The following is a 20,510-nucleotide window of genomic DNA, read 5'->3' as shown; positions in this document are numbered from 1 at the left end:
GCATTCCGTCCCAACTCTCTTCGCTTAACCCACGCATCCTGCCGTGCGTGGGTGTTGACTTTCGGCACAAGACCCTGCGGTTTTTCGGTTGGGCAACAGCGGTTCATCACCCAGCGGAGCCGTCAGAAGAACGATACCCGGATTACCCACGGGCTGCCGCCGTAAACAAACGACGAGAACGTGGGATCTGCGTTGTAACTCAGGTTGTACAAGGCCGTTAAATTGACCCCAAACCGGCGGCTGATCGGTTGCGAATACGTTAATCCTACCAAACCGGCACTGACCCAGCGACGCTGCGTTTCGTACGGAATGATGTTGTAGTTCGTATAGCCAATGTTCGTGTTTTCAAATTCTCCGTGTACGTAGAGATTCTTGATCACATTCGGCAGAATTTCGTACATCCCAAACGCCCGCCCGCCGTACTGATTGGCCCGGTAAATTTCAGTGGCCCCGCCCTGGTAATACAATTTGGCCCGGTAATAGACGTAATTGATACCAACGCCCAGAATAGCCCGCTCGGAGGCCTGGTAAGCGATGACGGGTGAAACGCCAATGCTGAAGGGATTGCCAATAGACACATTGCTGATGCCGCCCCCAAACCGCAACCGTTGGGCAAAAGGCAGCGGATCCCCTTCGGGAGTTTTCGTTTTCAGGGGATCTCTGCCATCTCCGCGCCGATCTTCGGGATCCTCGGTAATTTGCCCGAAGGCGACACTGCTACTTACCAGCAGGATTGCCAGTAAGCCTTTCTGTATGAGGTTCATAGAGTTGATTAATGAACAAAAATGGATACTCAGTTTAATAAACGAAAAAATAGGTGTTTTTAGTCCGTACGACTTCTTTTCAGAACTCAAACTCTTTCACATTCGGGTCGTTGAGCAGCCGCTGGATGCAGCGTTCGTGGGCTTTTTCCGGCCCGTTGACCCGCCAGCGCCCAATGATATCGCGGCCAATCCGCTGCTGAATCTGCCGCTGCGGGTGTAGCCCGTATTCCCTGAAAACCGTCTCGTAATGGTCCAGCGACCGGTTTTCGAACGCCGTCACGATCCGGTATTGCCGGGCCTGGTTGACGCGGGTGATCCGGCCCGCCAGAACCGGCAACACCAGCAGCGTAGTACCGATCACGAGAAAACCGCCCACCGCCAGATCATAAAATCCGCCCCCCAGCGCCATCCCGATGGCCGCCACGGCCCAAATGGTAGCCGCCGTCGTCAGCCCCTTCACGCTGGTTTCCTGCCGGAAAATAATTCCGGCCCCCAGAAACCCGATGCCGTTCACGATGTTGGCCGCAATCCGCTCGTCGTCACTGAACCGGCGGGATACAATGGTGAACAGCGCCGATCCGACACAAATCAGAATCGTGGTCCGCAGCCCCGCCGATTTGCTGCGGTATTCCCGTTCGGCCCCGATCAAACCGCCCAGCAGCATCGCCAGCAGAAGTTTCAGTATATCTTCCTGGTTGATGAAATCCATTCGCTTCCCGTTTATCGACTACTCCGCCCAATCCCGGTTTCCGGCCAGCCTATCATGTGTTCCGAAAGGAAACCATCCTTCCAAAAAAACCGTTAGCCCAAAGATAGACTTTTGTTAACTTTATCGAATGAATTTATCAGTTAGTCTGCCGCCCGACGGCTCCTTTCAACACCCCGACATTGAACAGCTTGATCCGAAAGAATACATCATCATCAAGGGTGCCCGGGTACACAATCTGAAAAGCATCGACGTTGCCATTCCCCGGAACCGGTTGGTGGTGATTACCGGCCTTTCGGGCTCGGGCAAATCGTCGCTGGCCTTCGATACGTTGTTTGCCGAAGGGCAGCGCATGTACGTCGAAAGTCTGAGCAGTTACGCCCGGCAGTTTCTGGGCCGGATGGAAAAACCGGAAGTCGATTACATCAAGGGCGTGTCGCCGGCCATTGCCATCGAACAGAAAGTAACGACCCGCAACCCCCGCTCTACGGTTGGAACGACCACCGAAATTTATGATTACCTGAAACTGCTTTTCGCCCGCGTGGGGACGACCTACTCGCCGGTTTCGGGCGGAGAGGTCCGCAAAGATACGGTGACGGACGTGGTCAATTACCTGTATACCTACGAAGCGGGTCAGCGGGTGATGATTATGGCTCCGCTGCACATCCGACCCGACCGAACGCTGGCCGACGAGCTGAAAATATTGCTCCAGAAAGGCTACACCCGGATTGTGGCCGATGGCGAGGTGCTGTTCATCGAAGACGTTCTGGAAAAAACCGTCGACGAACCCAAGCCGGGGGCCGACCTCGAAATCCTGATCGACCGGAGTACGGTGCAGTTCGACGAATCCGGACAACCGGAGGAAGATAACCAATACCGGTTTTCGGACTCCATTCAGACGGCTTTCAACGAGGGGGAAGGCGTTTGCCGGGTCGATGTCGTCGGCAAGGCATCCCGGATTTTCTCGGATAAATTCGAACTGGACGGCATTACGTTCGAAGAACCGAGCGTCAACCTGTTCACCTTCAACAACCCCTACGGCGCGTGCCGGCGGTGCGACGGTTTTGGGAAAGTGCTGGGCATCGATCCGGACCTGGTTTTTCCGGATAAAAACCTGTCGGTCTTTGAAGGAGCCATTGCGCCCTGGCGGAGCGAGAAAATGAACGACGAATTTCTGCGACCGCTGCTGAAGAACGGCATTCGTTTCGATTTCCCGATTCACCGGCCTTACAAAGATTTGACGCCAGCGGAGAAAGATGTTCTCTGGACCGGCAACAAGTACTTTCAGGGCCTGAACGCGTTTTTCGATTTCGTGGAAAGCCAGACCTTCAAGGTGCAATACCGCGTGATGCTGTCGCGCTACCGGGGAAAAACCACCTGCCCCGAATGCCGGGGCTCGCGGCTGCGACGCGATGCGAGCTACGTCAAGATTGCCGATAAATCGATTACCGACATTGTGCTGATGCCGATTGGTGAGGCCGCCGGATTTTTCCGGCAGCTGGAACTGCCCGCCCACCAGCAGGAGGTTGGCAAACGCCTTTTGACCGAAATCCGCAACCGACTCGATTACATGGAACGCGTCGGGTTAACTTATTTGACCCTAAACCGGCTGACGAACACCCTGTCCGGCGGTGAATACCAGCGCATTAAACTGGCCACCTCGCTCGGCAGTGCGCTGGTCGGTTCGATGTACATTCTCGACGAACCCAGCATTGGCCTCCACCCGCGCGACACGAAGCAACTGGTCAGCGTGCTGGAAACGCTGCGCGACCTGGGCAATACGGTCATCGTGGTCGAACACGAGGAAGAAGTGATGCGGGCCGCCGATCAGCTCATCGACATCGGCCCCGACGCCGGTACGAACGGGGGGCATCTGGTATTTCAGGGAACGTGGGAGGAAATTAAGCGTTATGAGTTACGAGTGAAGAGTTACAACGAGGAACAACTCATAACTCATAACTCTTCACTCAGAACTCAGAACTCCCACACCATTGCTTTTCTGACGGGGAAAGAAACCGTTCCGGTGCCGAAGTTCCGGCGGAAAGCTACGCACTGGATTGAGGTGAACGGAGCGCGGGAAAATAATTTGAAAGAGCTGGACGTACGGTTTCCGCTGAATACGTTGACGGTGGTGACGGGCGTGAGCGGCTCGGGCAAATCGACGCTGATCCGGAAAGTGTTGTACCCGGCGCTGACGCGACTGAAGGGCGACGGTTCGGAGGAAGCCGGTAAGCACGAAAGCCTGGGGGGCAGTCTCGACCGGATTTCGGCCATCGAGATGATCGACCAGAATCCGATTGGCAAATCGTCGCGCTCGAACCCGGTGACCTACATCAAGGCCTACGATTATTTGCGGTCGGTCATGGCCGAGCAGCCCGTCGCCAAGGCGCGGGGCTACAAACCGTCGCACTTCTCGTTCAATGTCGATGGCGGTCGCTGCGAAGTGTGCCAGGGCGAAGGCGAAGTGAAGATTGAAATGCAGTTTATGGCCGACATTTACCTGAAATGCGAGGGTTGCAACGGCAAACGGTTCAAGCAGGAAATTCTGGAAGTAACGCTGGCCGACAAGAATGTGGCTGATATTCTGGCCATGACGGTTGACGAAGCCATTGATTATTTCCGGAAAGCGGACGGAAAAATGGTGGACAAACTAATGCCGTTGCAGGATGTTGGGTTGGGGTATATTACACTCGGCCAGTCGTCGAACACCCTGTCGGGCGGAGAAGCGCAACGCGTGAAACTGGCGTCGTTTCTGGGCAAAGGCAATCCGAACAAAGGCGGTACGCTCTTCATTTTTGACGAACCGACCACCGGTTTGCACTTCCACGACATCCGGAAACTGCTGAAAGCCATCAATGCGCTGGTCGATCAGGGCGATAGCGTGATCATCATCGAGCACAATACCGAAATCATCAAATCCGCCGACTACCTCATCGATCTGGGGCCGGAGGGTGGTGAAAAAGGTGGTTACGTCACCTTCGCCGGAACGCCCGAGGAGCTGGTCAAACTGCCGGAAGGCGAAAACTACACGGCGGATTTTCTGCGGGGAAAGGTGTAGCGTTTTGGGAATCGTTCATTAAATCAAAACCGCCCGGCCAGTGCCGGGCGGTTTTGATTTTTCTTTACTGATTCAGATTCGGATTGATCGACGTATCGGTATACGGCAACGGGAACCAGTAATTAGCCTTGGTAATGGGCTTGATGGGTTGCAGATCGTCGGGGCTTTTGGCCGCATTGGCCGCTTCGACGCGTTCGAGCCGGATCAGGTCAAACCAGCGGGTCCGCTCACAGGCAAATTCCCAGGCCCGTTCCTGCACCACGGCGTCGGCAAACTGAGCCGCTGTCAGCCCGTCAGCGGGCGTCAGCGGTTTTGCCCCGGCCGGTAGTCCCCGCAGCCGCACCTGGTTCAGGGCATCGTAAGCCGCCTGATCGGGGCCACCGGTGCCGCGAGCCTTGGCTTCGGCGTAAATCGTCAGCACGTGCGGATACCGCATCATCACCGATGGCAACGAAATACTGGACGTTACGATATTTCCCTTGATGTACCATTTCTGGTAATACGGATGTTTGGTCAGGCTTTGCTGCCAGGGAATTTTGGTGGCCCCCAAGCCAAACTGCGTCCGGAACGTCGCATCCTTGCGGGGACCAGCCGGGAAGCTGTTGAAGAAATTCAGTTCGGCAAACATATCGTCCCAACCCCCTTCTTCGCCCGGCATCGTCGTGTTGCCGTAGGTTGCATTGGCCGTGCCGCTCCCGCCCGTAAACCCGTTGATCTGGAACACCGATTCCGGAATGATGGCCACCGCCGGATCGTTCGCAAAAACTTCTGCAAAGGTCGGCATGAGTGCAAAACCGTATAAGGCCCGGTTGTCGATCACTTCTTTCGCTTTGGCGGCCGCCAGATCATAGTTTGCGGTTAGTTTCAGGGGCCAGCCCGCCATCGTCAGGTAGACATCGGCCAGAAACGCTTTCGCCGAACCCGCGTTGGGGCGACCCGGATCGCGCCGGGTGTTGGGCAGCATGGCCTCGGCTTTTTTCAGGTCATCCACAATCAGGGCGTACACTTCCGCGGGGGTCGACTTCTTTATCGTCAGCAAATCACTTGAGTACTCACCCACCGTCACGAGCGGAATATTCCCGTAAAACCGGGTCAGCCAGTAATACGAAAACCCGCGAATGAAATACGCTTCACCGGCAATGATGTCGATCGTCGCTTTCGTCCCTGTCGTTTTCTGGTAATTGTTGATCACGTTGTTGGCACCCTGAATGGCTTTGTAACAACCGGTGTAAACGGCCCCCGAGCGCTGGTTGGTCGTCGAGACGTTGAACTGGTCGAACTCGCGCCAGTCGGCCTTGTTGCTGGCGGGGTGGGTCGTCACGTCGTCGCTCCCGATGGTGGCCGCATTGGCCGATGGGTGGATAAAGCCGTAGCCCCACTGGTTCGCCAGGCCCCGGTAAGCCCCGGTCAGGGCCGATTCCAGTCCCTCCTGCGTCGAGAGCACGTTTGGACCATACAGCAAACCCGTAGTATCTTCTTCCAGGTAATTTTTGCAGCCTGCTCCCAGCGAGGCTACCAGGGCAAATAGGAGTATCTTTTTCATGGATTGTCAGAGGATTTAAAAGCCCAGATTGATGCCGAACGTGTAGGTTTTCGCGTTGGGATACGAACCGTAGTCAATCCCGATGGCGGTGTCGGTATTCGAACCCACCCGCGCCGATTCCGGATCGGGCCCTTTGTAGTTCGTGATTGTCAGCAGGTTGGTGGCACTGGCAAAAACCCGGATATTGGCTTTATTCCGCAGAAAACCGTTCGGGATGTTATACGAAAGGCTGACGTTTTTCAGCCGCACAAAGCTCCCATCTTCCAGAAACCGGCTCGACTGCGTAAAGGGCTGGTAGGTTTTCGTGAAGGCCGGAACGTCGGAGGTTTCGTTGCCGGGCCGGTAGTAATCCCGGATTTCCGACAGGATAAACTGCCGCGCATCCCCCGAGCCCGAGAGCGCAGCCGCCCGGGTGTAGTTCAGTTTATCGACGCCGAATACGCCGTTCAGGAACACGTTCAGCGTGAAGCCCTTGTAGGTTAACGTGTTGTTCCAGCCGCCCGTTGCTTTCGGAAACGCCCGGCCAATAATCTGGAAGTCGTCGGTCGTGATGGTGTTATCGCCATTCAGATCCTGGTAATGCGGATCGCCCGGCACCCGGCCCTGTTTGGCGGCCTCATCGGCTTCGTTCGGCTTCCAGGTACCGAGGTATTTCAGCCCCCAGTACGAACCCAGCGGTTCGCCCGGCATCAGCATAAACTCGTTGGTGGTCGACATCCCCGCGCCCACACCGGTGCCGGTGCCCAGCCGGGGCAATCCGCCCAGACTCAGCACCCGGTTTTGCAGCGTGGAGAAGTTCAGGTTGGTTTCCCAGCGAAAACCGCCTTTGTCGACGGGTGTTCCGCCAATCGAAAACTCAAACCCTTTGTTTTCAATCTCACCCACGTTGCGGGTTTGCGATCCGCCCCCGGCATAGCTCGGAATGGCCACGTTCAGGAGCAGGTCGGTCGTATTTTTCCTGAAATAATCGGCTTCGATCCGCAGCCGGCCATTCCAGAATTCCATCTCCAGTCCCACATCGGTCTGGCGGGTCGTTTCCCATTTCAGGTTGACATTCCCCGGATTTCCCAGAATCACGCCCGCCGTGGCTGCGGTATTGTTGAAAGCCACCACCGTGGTTCCGTAGGTCGACAGGGTAGCGTACGGGTTGATGGCCTGGCTTCCCGTCATGCCCCAGCTTCCCCTCAGTTTCAGGTTGCTGAAAACACCGAGACGTTTGATGAATTCTTCTTCCGATAACCGCCAGCCGAGCGCTACCGACGGGAAAACGCTGTACCGGTTGTCGGAGCTGAATTTGGACGAACCATCCCGCCGAACGGCCGCCGTCAGCAGGTATTTGTCTTTGTAACCGTAATTCACCCGGCCCAGCAGCGAAAGCAGCGTCCATTTCTGGTAACCCGACCCCACGGTCGCGGCAGCATTGCCGCCAATGTTGTCATACCCCAGTTGCGGAAACCGCAGGCCGGACGCACTGGCCGTGAAGTTCCGATCCGTAAACTGCTGCGTTTCCAGAACCGCCACGGCATTGATGGAATGATCACCCGCTTTGAGGTCATAATTCAGCGTATTCGTATTTTGCAGCGTCACCTGCTCCGACGAATACCGGCTGGCATTCGGCACGTTATTGGACAGGCGTTTGCCCGTAAAATTCAGGTTCTGGGCGTTCAGGTAATTGACCGCATATTGCAGATCGAGCGATAAGCCCTTGATGGGCAGCTTGTAATTCAGCCCGCCGTTGATATTCAGGCTCGCGCGTTTGGCGTCGATGGACTGGTCGTAGAGGAAATCCAGCGGGTTGCGAAAAACCGACCCAATCGGGTCGTTGAACGTCGGCTGTCCATCCGCCCCGTAGGCTGGCGTAGTCGGTGCCTAGGCCAGCGCCTGCACGATCGCTCCGCCGTCGAGCGTATTGTGGTTTTTGGATTGGGTGCCCCACAAATTGATGCGGAACGACAGTTTGTCGTTGACCTGCGTGTTCAGGTTGGTACGCAGGATATACCGTTTGAAACCGCTGTTGTTGACAATTCCGTTCTGATCCAGAAAGTTACCCGAAATCAGAAAGGTCGTTTTTTCGCCCCCGCCCGAAACCGTCACCTGGTGCTGCTGGCCTCCGCCGTTCCGGAAAACCAGGCTTTGCCAGTCGGTGCCACCGTTCTGTTTGAACTGGGCGATCTGTTCCGTCGTAAACGGCAGGTTCGAGCCGGTGGCCGTGGCCCGGGCGTTCACGATTTCGGCAAATTCGCCCGCCGGTAACACGTCGTAGCGCTTGATGTTCTGCGCCAGGCTAAACTGACCTTCGTAAGTAACTTTCAGGCCCCGGGCTCCTCTTTTGGTCGTGATGATCACCACGCCATTGGCCCCGCGACTTCCGTAAATCGAGGTGGAAGCGGCATCTTTCAGCACCTGAATGGTTTCGATATCACTGGGGTTGACGAAGTTGAAGTCGGCTCCGACGTATCCATCGACGATATACAGTGGGTTGTTATTCCCCAGAACCGAGTTGGCCCCCCGAATCCGGATGCGGGCATCCCCGCCGGGTGCGCCGTTGGTTTGCGTCACCTGCACGCCCGCAGCCCGGCCCTGGAGCACCTGATCCAGGCGCGTAACGGGTTGTTGGGCAAATTCTTTCGTCGAGATGGCTGTCAGGGCGCCGGTTACATCGGTTTTGCGTTGGGAACCGTATCCCACCACCACGACTTCATTCAAGGTCTTTAAATCTTCCACCAGCCGGACGTTAATGACCGAGCGCCCATTGACCGGAATCGTCTGGCTGACGTAACCGATGTTGGAAAAAACCAGCGACGCATTGGTGGCGGCATTCAATGCAAAGTGACCGGACGCATCCGTGGCCGTTCCCAAGGTGGTACCGCTTACCTGCACGTTCACGCCGGGAAGTCCCTGGTTATCCGGGCCCATTACCTGACCGGTTATCCGGGCTGTCTGAGCCACGACCCATCCCGGCCCCAGCCACACCAGCAAAAAGAAGAGTTTTAGAGATTTACGCATAGTTGTACGAGGGATTATTGGTAAGGAAAAAGAATGCAGATCGGGCGCCGGGCAGAGCCCGATACCCGAACGGAGCTTGTCGCTTTTTATCCGGTCAGTGGGGATAAATGGAGCTCAGGGTGCTTTTATCATGCCGTAAAAACTGAAGGTAAGTATCGTAAAAATAGCAGCTTAATCGTTTAAGCAAATACTACAAACAACCCGTTCTGGTCAGGACGTCTACGGGTTGAAGCGAACAATCACTTCACAATCAGACGAACTCGGATGGATAGGCTAAGATTACATTGGTGGCTCTGGCGATGGCCAGTCAACGTTGTACGGTGGGCTTCCTGGCTCAAGCCAGGGAAAACAAAGTGGCCAAAACGGATTTCGGGCTACGAACCTCCGGCTGATGGGACAGTAGGCTTTAGCATTGTTTTTTTAGGATCGATTTGTTGTTCATGACAATCAAAACTATGCTTAATCCTTTAAACAAAAAAGCTTTGGTAATTTTTTTTTGTTTTCTTGTGCTTAATGAAGTCGGTTCAAAATCATCTAAAAAGCCAGCGGGTGAAAACCGGGTAGCTTCGGGCGTTTTCTTTGAAAAAAGTTTCAGACGGTTTTGCCGTAAAACCGGGCGTCATACTTACTTTTTGACACGCCTGTATTTTTCAATAATGATCCGGTCAATACCCAGTTTTTCCAGCTTTTCCACGCCTTTCTGGGTCAGCGTATCGCCGGAAATGGTAACGACAAACTGGAAATCGTGATTTTCCCAGGCTTTATCGATGAAGTAGTCCAAGTGCTCCGTGTAAACGCTGTCCGTTAGCGTATACGTTCCTCCTCCCGCCGTGAACGGAACAGCGGCCGAATCGGGCGTTGGGCGCGAATCGTGGTTCAGAAAGGCAAAATGCGTGTCGTTGATGATCTTGATCATCTTCTGGTTCGGATTGAAGGTCGAAAACGTCGAATCCCGCTCCGTGGCAGTCGCCGAAATCAACTCCCACGTACCGGCCAGCGGAACCGTCCCCGGTTTGGGTTGGCAGCCATTGAGCAAGGAAATGACGGATCCCAGGAGAAATAGGCGTGTAAGGATCATGGTGTAATGGATTGAAAATAGATATAATAAAGAAAACCGGTAGCGGGTTTGTAATCCCAATTCCTTATTTTTAACCAACTGCGCGTTTCGCGTCCCGATCAACCGGGGCGTATTGACGCAAACGCCCGCTGCTTCTTCACTTCATCAAGGTAGTCATATGTACGTAAAACATTACTTTAATTATAAAATCATCTACTTCATCAGCTGGCGGCTGCTCCTCTGGTCACTTTTTACGGGCTCGCTCGCCTTGTTTACCTACCAGTATTTGGGCTGGAAATGGGTCTCGGTGCCCTGGCTACCAGTTTCCCTGATTGGTACGGCCGTGGCTTTTTATGTTGGTTTCAAGAACAATCAGTCGTACGACCGAAGCTGGGAAGCCCGGAAAATTTGGGGCGGCATTGTCAATACCAGCCGTTCGCTGGGCGCTAGCTGCCGGGCCTTCCTGACCGGCAAGGACACTTCCGTCCCCCCAGAGGAGGTCAACGCCGAAATACGCTGCTTCATTTATCGCCATTTAGCGTGGCTGTATGCGTTAAAACACGCCATGTGGCAACGGACGCCCTGGGAGCATCAGCAGATGGACAGCGTTCGACAGCGTAATTTCTTTCGGCAACGCATTCATTTTTCTTCTTTTGAAGAAGAAGCAACCCGTTGCCTTAGCCCGGATGAACTGGCCTGGATCAACACGAAAAAAAACAAGGCCACGCAACTCCTCGACCGGCAAGCCCAGCATCTGGCCGCTCTGAAAAACAAAGGCTGGCTAACTGACTTCGAGCACATTACGTTACAAAATCTCCTGAATGACCTCTACAATGAACAAGGCCGGAGCGAACGCATAAAAAACTCGCCCCTCCCGCGTCAATATGCCACTTCCAGCGCCATCTTTATCTTCATTTTTACGTTTCTGCTCCCCTTCGGGATGCTGAAGGAATTTGAATCGAATGGCCCCGAACTGATCTGGTTATTACTGCCCTTTAACCTGGTGGTATCGTGGGTATTTTCGTTGATGGAATATACGGGCGATTACAGCGAAAACCCCTTCGAGGGGATGATCAACGATGTGCCGATCCAAAGCATCGTGCGGACCATCGAGATCGACCTAAAAGACATGCTGGGCGAAACGGAATTGCCCGAACGAATGCAGCCCGTAGAAAATGTACTATTCTAAAAAAACCGGCGGTTTTGGTGAGCTTACGAACCCGACACACACGATGAAACACCTGCTTTACTTCCTCTTCATCAGCACGTTTGCTTCGGGCCAATCCTACGATCTGGTCATCCGGAACGGCCGTGTGGTCGATGGCACCGGCAACCCTTGGTATTACGCCGACGTGGCGATTCAGAATGGAAAAGTAGCTAAAATCGGCCCAATTCCGGCGACGGACGCCAAAACCGTCATCGACGCGAAAAATCAGATAGTGGCACCCGGTTTTATCGATGTACACACCCACGTCGAAGGCAGTTTGCAGGACCGGCCCGAGGCTGAGAATTTTCTTTACGACGGTGTGACCACGCTCGTCACAGGCAATTGCGGGAGTTCGGCCACGAACCTGCGGCTTTTCTATGATTCGCTCCGCACCAGCGGTTTTTCGCCCAACCTGGCATCAATGATTGGCCACAATACCGTACGGCTGAAGGTAATGAAAATGGCCTTTCGCGAACCGACGGCCAAAGAACAGGCCGAAATGGAAGCCCTGGTGGAACAGGCCATGAAAGACGGTGCCGTCGGGATTTCGACGGGCTTGATTTATACACCCGGTACCTACGCCCGCACGCCCGAGATTGTCAACCTGGCGAAAGTGACCGCGCGTTACGGCGGGGTGTATGCCTCGCACATGCGCAACGAAGGGCAGGACGTCAAAAAAGCCATTGCCGAAGCCATTCAGATTGGTCGCGAAGCCCGGATTCCGGTCGAGATTTCACACTTCAAAGTTGCCAGTAAGCCAATCTGGGGTTCTAGCGTCGAAACCGTGGAGATGGTGGAAGCCGCCCGGCGCGAAGGGCTGGATGTAACCGTTGATCAGTATCCATATACGGCGTCGAGCACCTCGCTGTCGAGCATTGTTCCCTCCTGGGCGCTGGCCGATGGCGATTCGGCCACGCTGGCCCGGTTCCGCGATCCGGCCACCCGCGCCAAAATCCGGCAGGAGATGCTGGAGGGTCTGAAGAAAAACGACCGCAAAAACTATGAATATGCCGTCGTCGCCTATTATCCTGCCGATACGACCTTCAACGGGTTGAGCATCCATAAAATTAACCAGACGTTGAATCGCAAAAACAGCACCGAAACCGAAGCCGATCTGGTGCTGGAATTGATGCAAAAAGCCGCTATGAGACGCATTCAGATGGTATATCATACCATGTCGGAAGCGGACGTGGCTACCATCATGCGCTATCCGAACACGATGGTGGCCTCGGATGCGGGCGTGGCGCGGTTTCAGTCGGGCATGCCGCACCCGCGCGGTTACGGCACCAACGCCCGCGTGCTGGGCCGTTATGTCCGGGAGCAGAAGGTGATTCCGGTCGAAGAAGCCATTCGGCGGATGTCGTCGCTGCCCGCCCAGCGGTTTAAACTTGACGACCGGGGGCTTCTGAAACCCGGTTTTGCCGCCGACCTCGTGATATTCGACGAAAAAACCGTCAGTGACAAGGCTACTTACGACCAGCCCCATGCCTATTCAAGCGGTTTTTCGTATGTGCTGGTCAACGGTGTTCCCGTGATTGAGAACGGCAAGCACACCGGCAAACGACCGGGGCAGGTTCTGATGGGCAAGGGGTATGTGGGAAAAGGAGAATAAAGTCAGGTTGTCACTAAGGGCCGAAAATCCTAAACCGGACGGCGTTCGTTGGCTGTGCCCCAGCCGAGCTTACCTTATTTTGGAATAACTAATGGCAGGTGTTTTTCCGGGTTAAATACCTCATACCGATACTGAATCCAATCCGTATGGCCGTTTTTGGCATACCCTGTAAAAAAGTTCTTTTTATGCCAGTCAACCGATTGCTTTTCAGCAACCGATAAAGCGACGGTACGGATTTCACGCTTGTTTCGCAGATCGGTGGTGTAGCGGTGCCGTTCTCCTAGTAACCGGTTTTGTGCGTTGTAGTGATACCAAACCGTATCCGGGCCTGCCGGTATATAAAAACGCCCTAAATACATGCTATCAAACCAGGCCATTTTTAACCGGCCTGCGGAATCGTAGGCATACTGTCGCGAAAAGTGATAAACCGTATCGTACTGAGGCTCAGCGGGCATCTTCATCACATACAGGCGATAAAACCGCCGAATCCGTTTTTGACTATCGCGATCCCAACGGCTACTATCCACTACCTGGGAGGCTGGGCGACCTGCAGGCCAGTAACTGCTTTCCTGTCTTTTTATGATCGTATCTCCACTCACCGAATAAGCCAGATAGCGTTTAGTAAACCCTTCTTCTTTAGGATTACCAAACCGGGAAAGCGAGGCATGACGATGCGACTCAAGGACTAATCGCCCCCGGGAATCGAACCGCTGCCGTAAGGTATCAATCGTAATATCTCCGGCTCCGGCGCTATCGCTGTGGTAGAAGTAAATAGAGGTGACCGGCTTATCTCCTTCGTAGATAGTTAACCATTTTGAGTTGGTGAGGCCAAAATTATATACTTCCAAAATCCGATTGTGGTGGTCGTAGAAAACCGTTTCAATGTGTTGTCCATTCTTCCATTTGGTTCGCAAATAAGCAATCTGATCCATTGGAGTTTGGATTCGGGGAATGGACGAATCAAGGTTTTTATCCACCGAACAGCCTGAAAGCGCCACCACAAGGCTCAAAAGGAAAAGTGATCGGACAATCATGGGTCTACAGGATTACGGTTAGCGCGGTTACGACGGTTTTCTATATCGTCGGCCTACGCCCAAATTTAAAAACAAAAAGTACTTTTTATTGCAAAGTAATAGATTCCAACGACATCTTCAATCATGTCCGTGATGATGGCCTATAATTTTCGAATGAAGAATGATCGGTTAAAACCGACCAAACGAAGTCGTCTAACTCAGCCTAATTCCGTGTAAGCCAATCTATGGCTTTCCACCGCCGGATTACTTGCAGTCCTTAGGGGTCAAGCGGCCGCCTTACTGGTGTGGAATAACTACCTTTTGCGACGGTCTGAGCCACTTTTTTAACGGCCAACTCAACGGTCAACGAGTTCGCGTTGAGTTGGTTTAGGTAGTTTGGCTAAGTCGTTTTGGCAACTCCAGCCCAGCGTTTAAGCAGGAGCGTGACCATCCACAAAAATCGCAGTCCCGTTTTGACCATTCTCCACGGCGTCCAGATAGGTTCTGGCTACCGTAGCAGCCGTCGGAAATTGCGTTGCATCCATGCCAAACATAGTCGCTGTCTCGGCAACCAGGGGTGGATGGACAATAACCACCCGACGTCCCTCGGTCATTTCTAAAGCAGCTCCTCTTACAAAACCTTCCAAACCTGCATTGACCATGGCAACCATTGCGGTATTAGGCCAGGGTGCATACGCTAGAATTCCCCCCGTCATCACAAACGCACCATTGGGCCGAATCTTGACCTTTCCCTTTCGCAGTGCATTGATCTGACCCATCAACTTACTGGACAACGTTACCTCAATTTGCGCGTTCGTTAGCTGATCTAAGGAACTAAAGGCTGCCTCCCCACCAATAGCCAGAATCGCGTCCACCTCAGGCATCTGCTCATAAAAGGCATCGAGGCTGGACTGGTCGGTGAAGTCCAGGCTGGGCTGCGTGGAACGGGAGGCACCAATGACCTGGTGCCCCTGTTGGGTGAAAAGACTGGCTACGGCTTTTCCAATGGTACCCGAAGCTCCAATCAATAATACATTCATTGGTTATACATGCTTAAGTAAGAAATCATGAGTAGCTCAATGGGTTCTATACGGTATTTTTGCCATCAAAAGCTAACAAACAACAAGTAACTGAATGATATTTTATTTATCTAATAATATGATCATTTTTTAAATATACTTCGAGTATCATACCTATAAACCGCATCTCAAATCACGCCCGGTTTGTAAGATCCTTAAGCTGTCAAGAATCAACCGAGGCATTCCAGGCTATCCTCCGTTGATTTTTCAACGTAATTGATACGTCTGTTTTGGACTGTAACTTGCCTCCAGGCTACTAAAAGAAAAAAGGCCTGTGAAGACACAGACCTTAGTAACCTCAACCGAATACCGGGTCACCTCACGCCAGAATCCCCTTCACCAGCTTCCCTTCCACATCCGTCAACCGGAACCGGCGGCCCTGGAACTCGTAGGTCAGTTTTTCGTGATCGATGCCCAGCAAATGGAGCAGCGTGGCCTGGAAGTCGTGGACGTGCACCGGATTTTTGACGATGTTGTAGCCAAACTCGTCGGTTTCGCCGTAGGTAATACCCGGTTTGACGCCCCCGCCCGCCATCCACATCGTGAAGCAGCGCGGATGGTGGTCGCGACCGTAATTATCTTTCGTCAGCTTGCCCTGTGAGTAGTTCGTCCGGCCAAATTCACCGCCCCAGATCACCACCGTATCGTCGAGCAAACCGCGTTGTTTCAGATCCTGCACCAGAGCCGCCGACGCCTGGTCGGTGGCCTTGCACTGCTTGGGCAAGCCTTTGGGCAAATTGCCGTGCAGATCCCAGCCCTGGTGGTACAACTGCACAAACTTCACATCCCGCTCCAGTAACCGGCGGGCCATCAGGCAATTGGCCGCATACGTCCCCGGATTGCGGGCTTCTTCGCCGTAGAGATCGAACACCCAGTCGGGTTCGTCCGACAAGTCCGTGACTTCCGGCACGGAGGTTTGCATCCGAAACGCCATTTCATACTGCGCAATGTGGTTCGACACTTCGGGGTCACCGTACAATTCTTCCTGCACCTGATTCAGGTCTTTCAGTGCATCGAGCATCGACCGCCGATCCGCCGAACTGTACCCGTTGGGGTTGTTCAGGTACAAAACCGGGTCGCTGCCGGAGCGGAACTGCACACCCTGGTGTTTCGACGGCAAAAAACCGTTGCCCCACAGGCGGGCGTATAACGGCTGATCGCGCGGGGCATCTTTCGACACCATGACGATGAACGCGGGCAGGTTTTCGTTGGCCGAACCCAGGCCATAACTCACCCACGAACCGATGCTCGGCCGACCCGCCAACTGGTTTCCGGTCTGGAAAAACGTCAGCGCCGGGTCGTGGTTGATCTGCTCGGTATACATCGATTTGATGAAACACAGATCGTCCGCAATTTTACCCGTATACGGCACCAGCTCACTCGCCCAGGCCCCACTCTTCCCGTATTGCCTAAATGTATAGGGCGAACTCACCAGCGGCAGGGCCGACTGCTGGGCGCTCATGCTCGTCAGCCGCTGGCCTTTCCGCACGGATTCGGGCAAATCTTTTCCGTGCATTTTTTCCAGATACGGCTTGTAGTCGAACATCTCCAGTTGCGACGGACCGCCACTCTGAAACAGATACACCACCCGCTTGGCTTTCGGAGCGCGGTGCGGCACGGTTTCGATCCGCTCGGCTGGATTCGAAAAAATCTGCGAAGGCAGCAACGAGCCTAATGCCAGCGAGCCCAGTCCCCACGAGGCTTTATTCAAAAAAGACCGCCGGTTGAACGTATCCGCCAGACTTTGCGCCAGTTTATCTTTCATAGCTTTAACACGTACCCACGGACTTTAGTCCGTAAGATTCCGAGACTTCTATTTATTATCTCAACTATCCAGATTTCACGAACTAAAGTCCGTGAGATTCCGAGACTTCCATTTATTTTCTCAACTATCCAGATTTCACGGACTAAAGTCCGTGGGTACTATTAATGTTTGGTAATAAACGCTTCCGAGTTCATGACCGTGCTGGCCACAACGGCTCCGGCCGCCAGGGCGGGTCGTTCTGCGGTGCTGGCTAGTTTGTATTCCCCGGCTTGCAGCCACCCCTGCATTTTGGCGGGGTTCTGCTTAAACTTCTGGTATTCCTGCTCGTACAGTTTGGTCAGAATCGCCAGTTCCTTCCCCACAGGTTTTCGGCTGGTCAGCAGCTGAAACACCTGCATCAGTCGGTCGGGGGTCGTCTTATACTGCTCAAACGAGCGGACGGCCACGACTTTGGCCGCTTCGACAAACTGCGGATCGTTGAGCAACACCAGCGCCTGCAGGGGCGTGCTGGTTTTCTGCCGCTGCACCACGCAATAACTCCGTGAGGGCGCATCGAAGGTGTTCATCGACGGGGGCGGATTGGTCCGTCGCCAGAACGTGTACAGACTCCGGCGGTACAGTTTTTCGCCGGTATCCTGTTCGTAGGTCGTGTTGTTGACCGCCCATAAGCCTTCCGGCTGGTACGGCTTGACGCTTTCGCCCCCCAACCGGCCGGACAACAAACCGCTTGAAGCCAGGGCATTATCCCGGATCATTTCGGCCGTCAGCCGGTACAACGGGCCGCGCGCCAGCCAGGTGTTTTCGGGATCTTTCTTCAGTAAATCCGGTCGTCCGCGCGACGATTGGCGGTAGGTGGCCGACATAACGATCAGTTTCTGCATGGCTTTTACGTTCCAGCCACTGTCCCGAAACTGCACCGCCAGCCAGTCGAGCAGTTCGGGATGCGTCGGCAAATTACCCTGATTTCCGAAATTGTCGGCCGATTTGACCAAACCTGTTCCGAAGTAGGTTTGCCAGTACCGGTTGACCACCACGCGGGCCGTCAGCGGATTGTCGGGATGAAGCAGCCATTTAGCCAAACCCAGCCGGTTTTTAGGATATTCTTTCGGGAAAGGCAGGATACTGGCCGGCACGTCGGGCTGAACACGCTCACCGGGTGCATCATAAACCCCGCGTTTGAGCAGGTGCGTGGGCCGGGGCGTTTTCATTTCTTCCATTACCATGATTTCCGGCACTTCTTCCACCACCCGGTTTCGTTCCGCCCGCAGTTTTTGCAGCTCCGCATTCTGTTGCTGGTACGTCGGCGAAACCGTGCTGAAATAATATTCCTTCAGCCGATTTCCATCCATACCCGTCACCACCGGATTTCCCTGCACCAGCGCCAGAATTTCCGGGGGTGACAACGCCCGGTTATACACCACCAGATCGTCGAACGAACCCTTTTTAAAACCGGGGCCGCGCATATCGGCCCCAACCATCAGCCCGGTTTGCTTGCCCTTGAACAGAATGTCTTTATACAGATTATCTTTTTCGGTTACCAAAGCTGCTTCCTGCCCATCGACGAATAACCGCAGCCCGCTGGCCTTGCTGGAGCCGTCGTAGGTCATCGTCAACTGAATCCATTTTTCCTTCGGCAACACCTGTTTGCCGATTCGGATGATGGCGTTATAGGGCCAGGTGTGCGCCATCAGCAGTTCAGCTTTGCCGTCGCGCAGGTTCAGAAAATAGCCCCGGAAATTGTACAGAATATCGCCGTTGCCCTTGTGAACGAGCGCGGCTTTGTTCACATCCCCGGGAATATTGACCCACACGCCAATCGTAAACGGCTGCGAGCGGTTGAAAATACCAACATCGCCCAACGTCAGAATATCGTCGCCATTCGATTCAAACGCATTGCCGTTTTTGCCGGGCACCAAAACCGGGTCCAGCACCTTGCCCGTATCTTTCCTGCTGACCGCATTCAGAAATTTTCCGTTCACCAGTTTATCGAACGTGAAGTGGGCCTGCAAACCTTTTTTGAAATCGAACGGAACCGCCGATCCGGTTTTGGTCTGCCACTGCGCAAACGTCGGTTGCTCCCGCTGAACGGTCTGGCCCAAGGCGGTTTCGGCGGTTTTGATTTTGGTATCCAGAAAAGTCAGCAGGCTGTCGTGCTTCGATTCGGTCAGCAGCATGGTCGGCACCGGCATGGCGTCGTCCCAGGAGATTTGCCCGGCTTCATCCACGTTGTTGAAAAAGGCAAACAGGCTGTAATAATCCTTCTGCGAAATCGGGTCGAACTTGTGGTCGTGGCAGCGCGCGCATTCCATCGTCATCCCCATCAAAGCCGTTCCGACGGTATTGGTGCGGTCGGCCACGTATTCGATCCGGAATTCCTCGTTGATAATCCCACCCTCCATGTTCTGCGAATGGTTCCGGTTGAAACCCGTCGCCAGCCGTTGTTCGCGCGTTGCCTTGGGCAGCAGATCACCCGCCAGTTGCCAGGTAATAAACTGGTCGAACCGCTGGTTCTGGTTAAAGGACTTGATGACCCAGTCGCGCCAGGGCCACATCGGGCGGTAGCGGTCCACCGTATAGCCGTGCGTATCGGCATAGCGCGAAACGTCCAGCCAGTCGACGGCCATTTTCTCGCCGTAATGCGGTGATTTCAGCAAACGATCCACCACCTTCTCATAGGCATTCGGACTCTTATCGGTCAGAAACGCATCCACTTCGGCCACCGTGGGCGGCAAACCGGTGAGATCAAGCGTCACCCGACGCAGCAGGTTTTCCTTATCGGCTTCGGGAGCGGGCGTAAATCCTTTCTCCTCCAGCTTGCTCAGCACAAAGTAGTCGATCGGATTTTTGGACCAGGCGGTATTCTTAACAGGCGGTAAAGCCGGTTTTTCCGGTTTGATCAGCGCCCAGTGCGGTTTGTATTCGGCCCCCTGCTCGATCCATTTGATCAAAACCGCTTTCTCGTAATTGGTCAGTACCCGGTTCGACGACTTCGGCGGCATCATCTCCTCCTCGTCCTTTGTGATCAGCCGGTAATACACCTCACTTTCGGCCAGGTCGCCGGGGACAATCGCGTGTTTTTTATTTTTGGCTTTTTTCAAAGCCGCCATGGCGCCTTCGCGGGTGGCCAGTTCCAGACCGCCCTTCTGGCTAGCCTTGTCGGGGCCGTGACAGAAAAAACATTTATCCGACAGAATGGGCTTTACGTGCAGGTTATAATCGATTTTATCAGGCAGCTGATCCGCGACCTGCTCAATTTCGGCGGGTTTCTCGACCCCTCCACAACCCTGCGTCAGCCAAACCGTGCCAACCCACGCCAACCCCACGAGCAAGCTACCAAACCGACTTATTTTGATGCGCTTCATTATCACTGGTACACTGAACGAAAAACTGAACCAAATTTCTACCCGAAAAACTCCTGGATTCTAAACCATTATCCCAGCCGCTTCTACTGGAAACCGGCTGGAACAACGAACGAAACCGCTACCTTTCTTCTAAAAGCTACTTCCTGATAAACTTCTAATTTACACCAATTTATTCAATTAGTTAGGATACCCCGGATTCTGGGGTTTCAGGTTGGGGTTGTTCAGCATCTCCTGCTTGCCCAACGGCAGCAGCAGGTGCTTCTCCTGCAAGGGCTGATTCGAACTCAGGTTGACGTGACCCACAAAGTTGTCGAACCCGTTGGTCTTCTCGTTGTACA

At 54.0% G+C, this 20,510-nt stretch carries 11 protein-coding genes and 2 pseudogenes; 3 read left to right on the top strand and 10 right to left on the bottom strand.

Annotated features, from left to right (window positions below):
• Positions 1-122: 122 nt before the first annotated feature.
• Complete coding sequence (locus tag ACFPMF_RS25475) at positions 123-764, bottom strand: hypothetical protein (protein WP_379850482.1); 642 nt, start codon at positions 762-764, stop codon at positions 123-125.
• Positions 765-843: 79 nt separating this feature from the next.
• A complete protein-coding gene (locus ACFPMF_RS25470; RefSeq protein WP_379850480.1) occupies positions 844-1,473 on the bottom strand; it encodes an MgtC/SapB family protein in 630 nt (209 codons plus the stop codon).
• Positions 1,474-1,600: 127 nt separating this feature from the next.
• Between ACFPMF_RS25470 and uvrA the strand changes: the two genes are divergently transcribed.
• Positions 1,601-4,528, top strand: coding sequence for an excinuclease ABC subunit UvrA (uvrA, locus tag ACFPMF_RS25465; RefSeq protein ID WP_379850478.1), 2,928 nt, complete (start codon positions 1,601-1,603; stop codon positions 4,526-4,528).
• Between the two features lie 64 nt (positions 4,529-4,592).
• On the opposite strand, the gene ACFPMF_RS25460 is transcribed toward uvrA, so the two are convergent.
• The 3 genes and pseudogenes from ACFPMF_RS25460 to ACFPMF_RS25450 all read right to left on the bottom strand — a co-directional run bounded on the left by ACFPMF_RS25460 (position 4,593) and on the right by ACFPMF_RS25450 (position 10,155).
• Positions 4,593-6,071 (bottom strand): RagB/SusD family nutrient uptake outer membrane protein, encoded by a 1,479-nt coding sequence (locus ACFPMF_RS25460; protein WP_379850476.1) that lies wholly within the window; start codon positions 6,069-6,071, stop codon positions 4,593-4,595.
• 15 nt (positions 6,072-6,086) lie between these two features.
• Positions 6,087-9,077 (bottom strand): annotated as a pseudogene (locus tag ACFPMF_RS25455) (SusC/RagA family TonB-linked outer membrane protein).
• Between the two features lie 625 nt (positions 9,078-9,702).
• Positions 9,703-10,155 carry a hypothetical protein gene (locus tag ACFPMF_RS25450; protein ID WP_379850474.1) on the bottom strand — a complete coding sequence of 151 codons (453 nt, stop codon included), beginning with the start codon at positions 10,153-10,155 and terminating at the stop codon, positions 9,703-9,705.
• A 157-nt stretch (positions 10,156-10,312) separates the two neighbouring features.
• Between ACFPMF_RS25450 and ACFPMF_RS25445 the strand changes: the two genes are divergently transcribed.
• Together ACFPMF_RS25445 and ACFPMF_RS25440 are read left to right on the top strand one after the other, a co-directional pair.
• The gene (locus ACFPMF_RS25445) at positions 10,313-11,323 is read left to right on the top strand and encodes a bestrophin family protein (protein ID WP_379850472.1); all 1,011 of its coding nucleotides are present in this window, start codon (positions 10,313-10,315) and stop codon (positions 11,321-11,323) included.
• A gap of 43 nt (positions 11,324-11,366) precedes the next feature.
• A complete protein-coding gene (locus ACFPMF_RS25440; protein ID WP_379850470.1) occupies positions 11,367-12,953 on the top strand; it encodes an N-acyl-D-amino-acid deacylase family protein in 1,587 nt (528 codons plus the stop codon).
• Between the two features lie 74 nt (positions 12,954-13,027).
• Here the strand turns inward: ACFPMF_RS25440 and ACFPMF_RS25435 are convergent, their stop codons facing one another.
• The 5 genes and pseudogenes from ACFPMF_RS25435 to ACFPMF_RS25415 form a co-directional block, all read right to left on the bottom strand.
• The gene (locus tag ACFPMF_RS25435; RefSeq protein WP_379850468.1) at positions 13,028-13,987 is read right to left on the bottom strand and encodes a hypothetical protein; all 960 of its coding nucleotides are present in this window, start codon (positions 13,985-13,987) and stop codon (positions 13,028-13,030) included.
• Between the two features lie 410 nt (positions 13,988-14,397).
• Entirely contained in the window at positions 14,398-15,006 is a 609-nt protein-coding gene (locus ACFPMF_RS25430; RefSeq protein WP_379850466.1) for a short chain dehydrogenase, read from the bottom strand.
• A 358-nt stretch (positions 15,007-15,364) separates the two neighbouring features.
• A complete protein-coding gene (locus ACFPMF_RS25425) occupies positions 15,365-16,810 on the bottom strand; it encodes a DUF1501 domain-containing protein (RefSeq protein ID WP_379850464.1) in 1,446 nt (481 codons plus the stop codon).
• Positions 16,811-16,971: 161 nt separating this feature from the next.
• The gene (locus tag ACFPMF_RS25420; RefSeq protein WP_379850462.1) at positions 16,972-20,172 is read right to left on the bottom strand and encodes a DUF1553 domain-containing protein; all 3,201 of its coding nucleotides are present in this window, start codon (positions 20,170-20,172) and stop codon (positions 16,972-16,974) included.
• 177 nt (positions 20,173-20,349) lie between these two features.
• Positions 20,350-20,510, bottom strand: a pseudogene (locus ACFPMF_RS25415) (RagB/SusD family nutrient uptake outer membrane protein); the annotation flags it as partial.

The organism is Larkinella bovis, from assembly GCF_042655385.1.
Classification (GTDB): Bacteria; Bacteroidota; Bacteroidia; order Cytophagales; family Spirosomataceae; genus Larkinella; species Larkinella bovis.
This window is presented reverse-complemented; position numbering and strand designations above follow the sequence as displayed.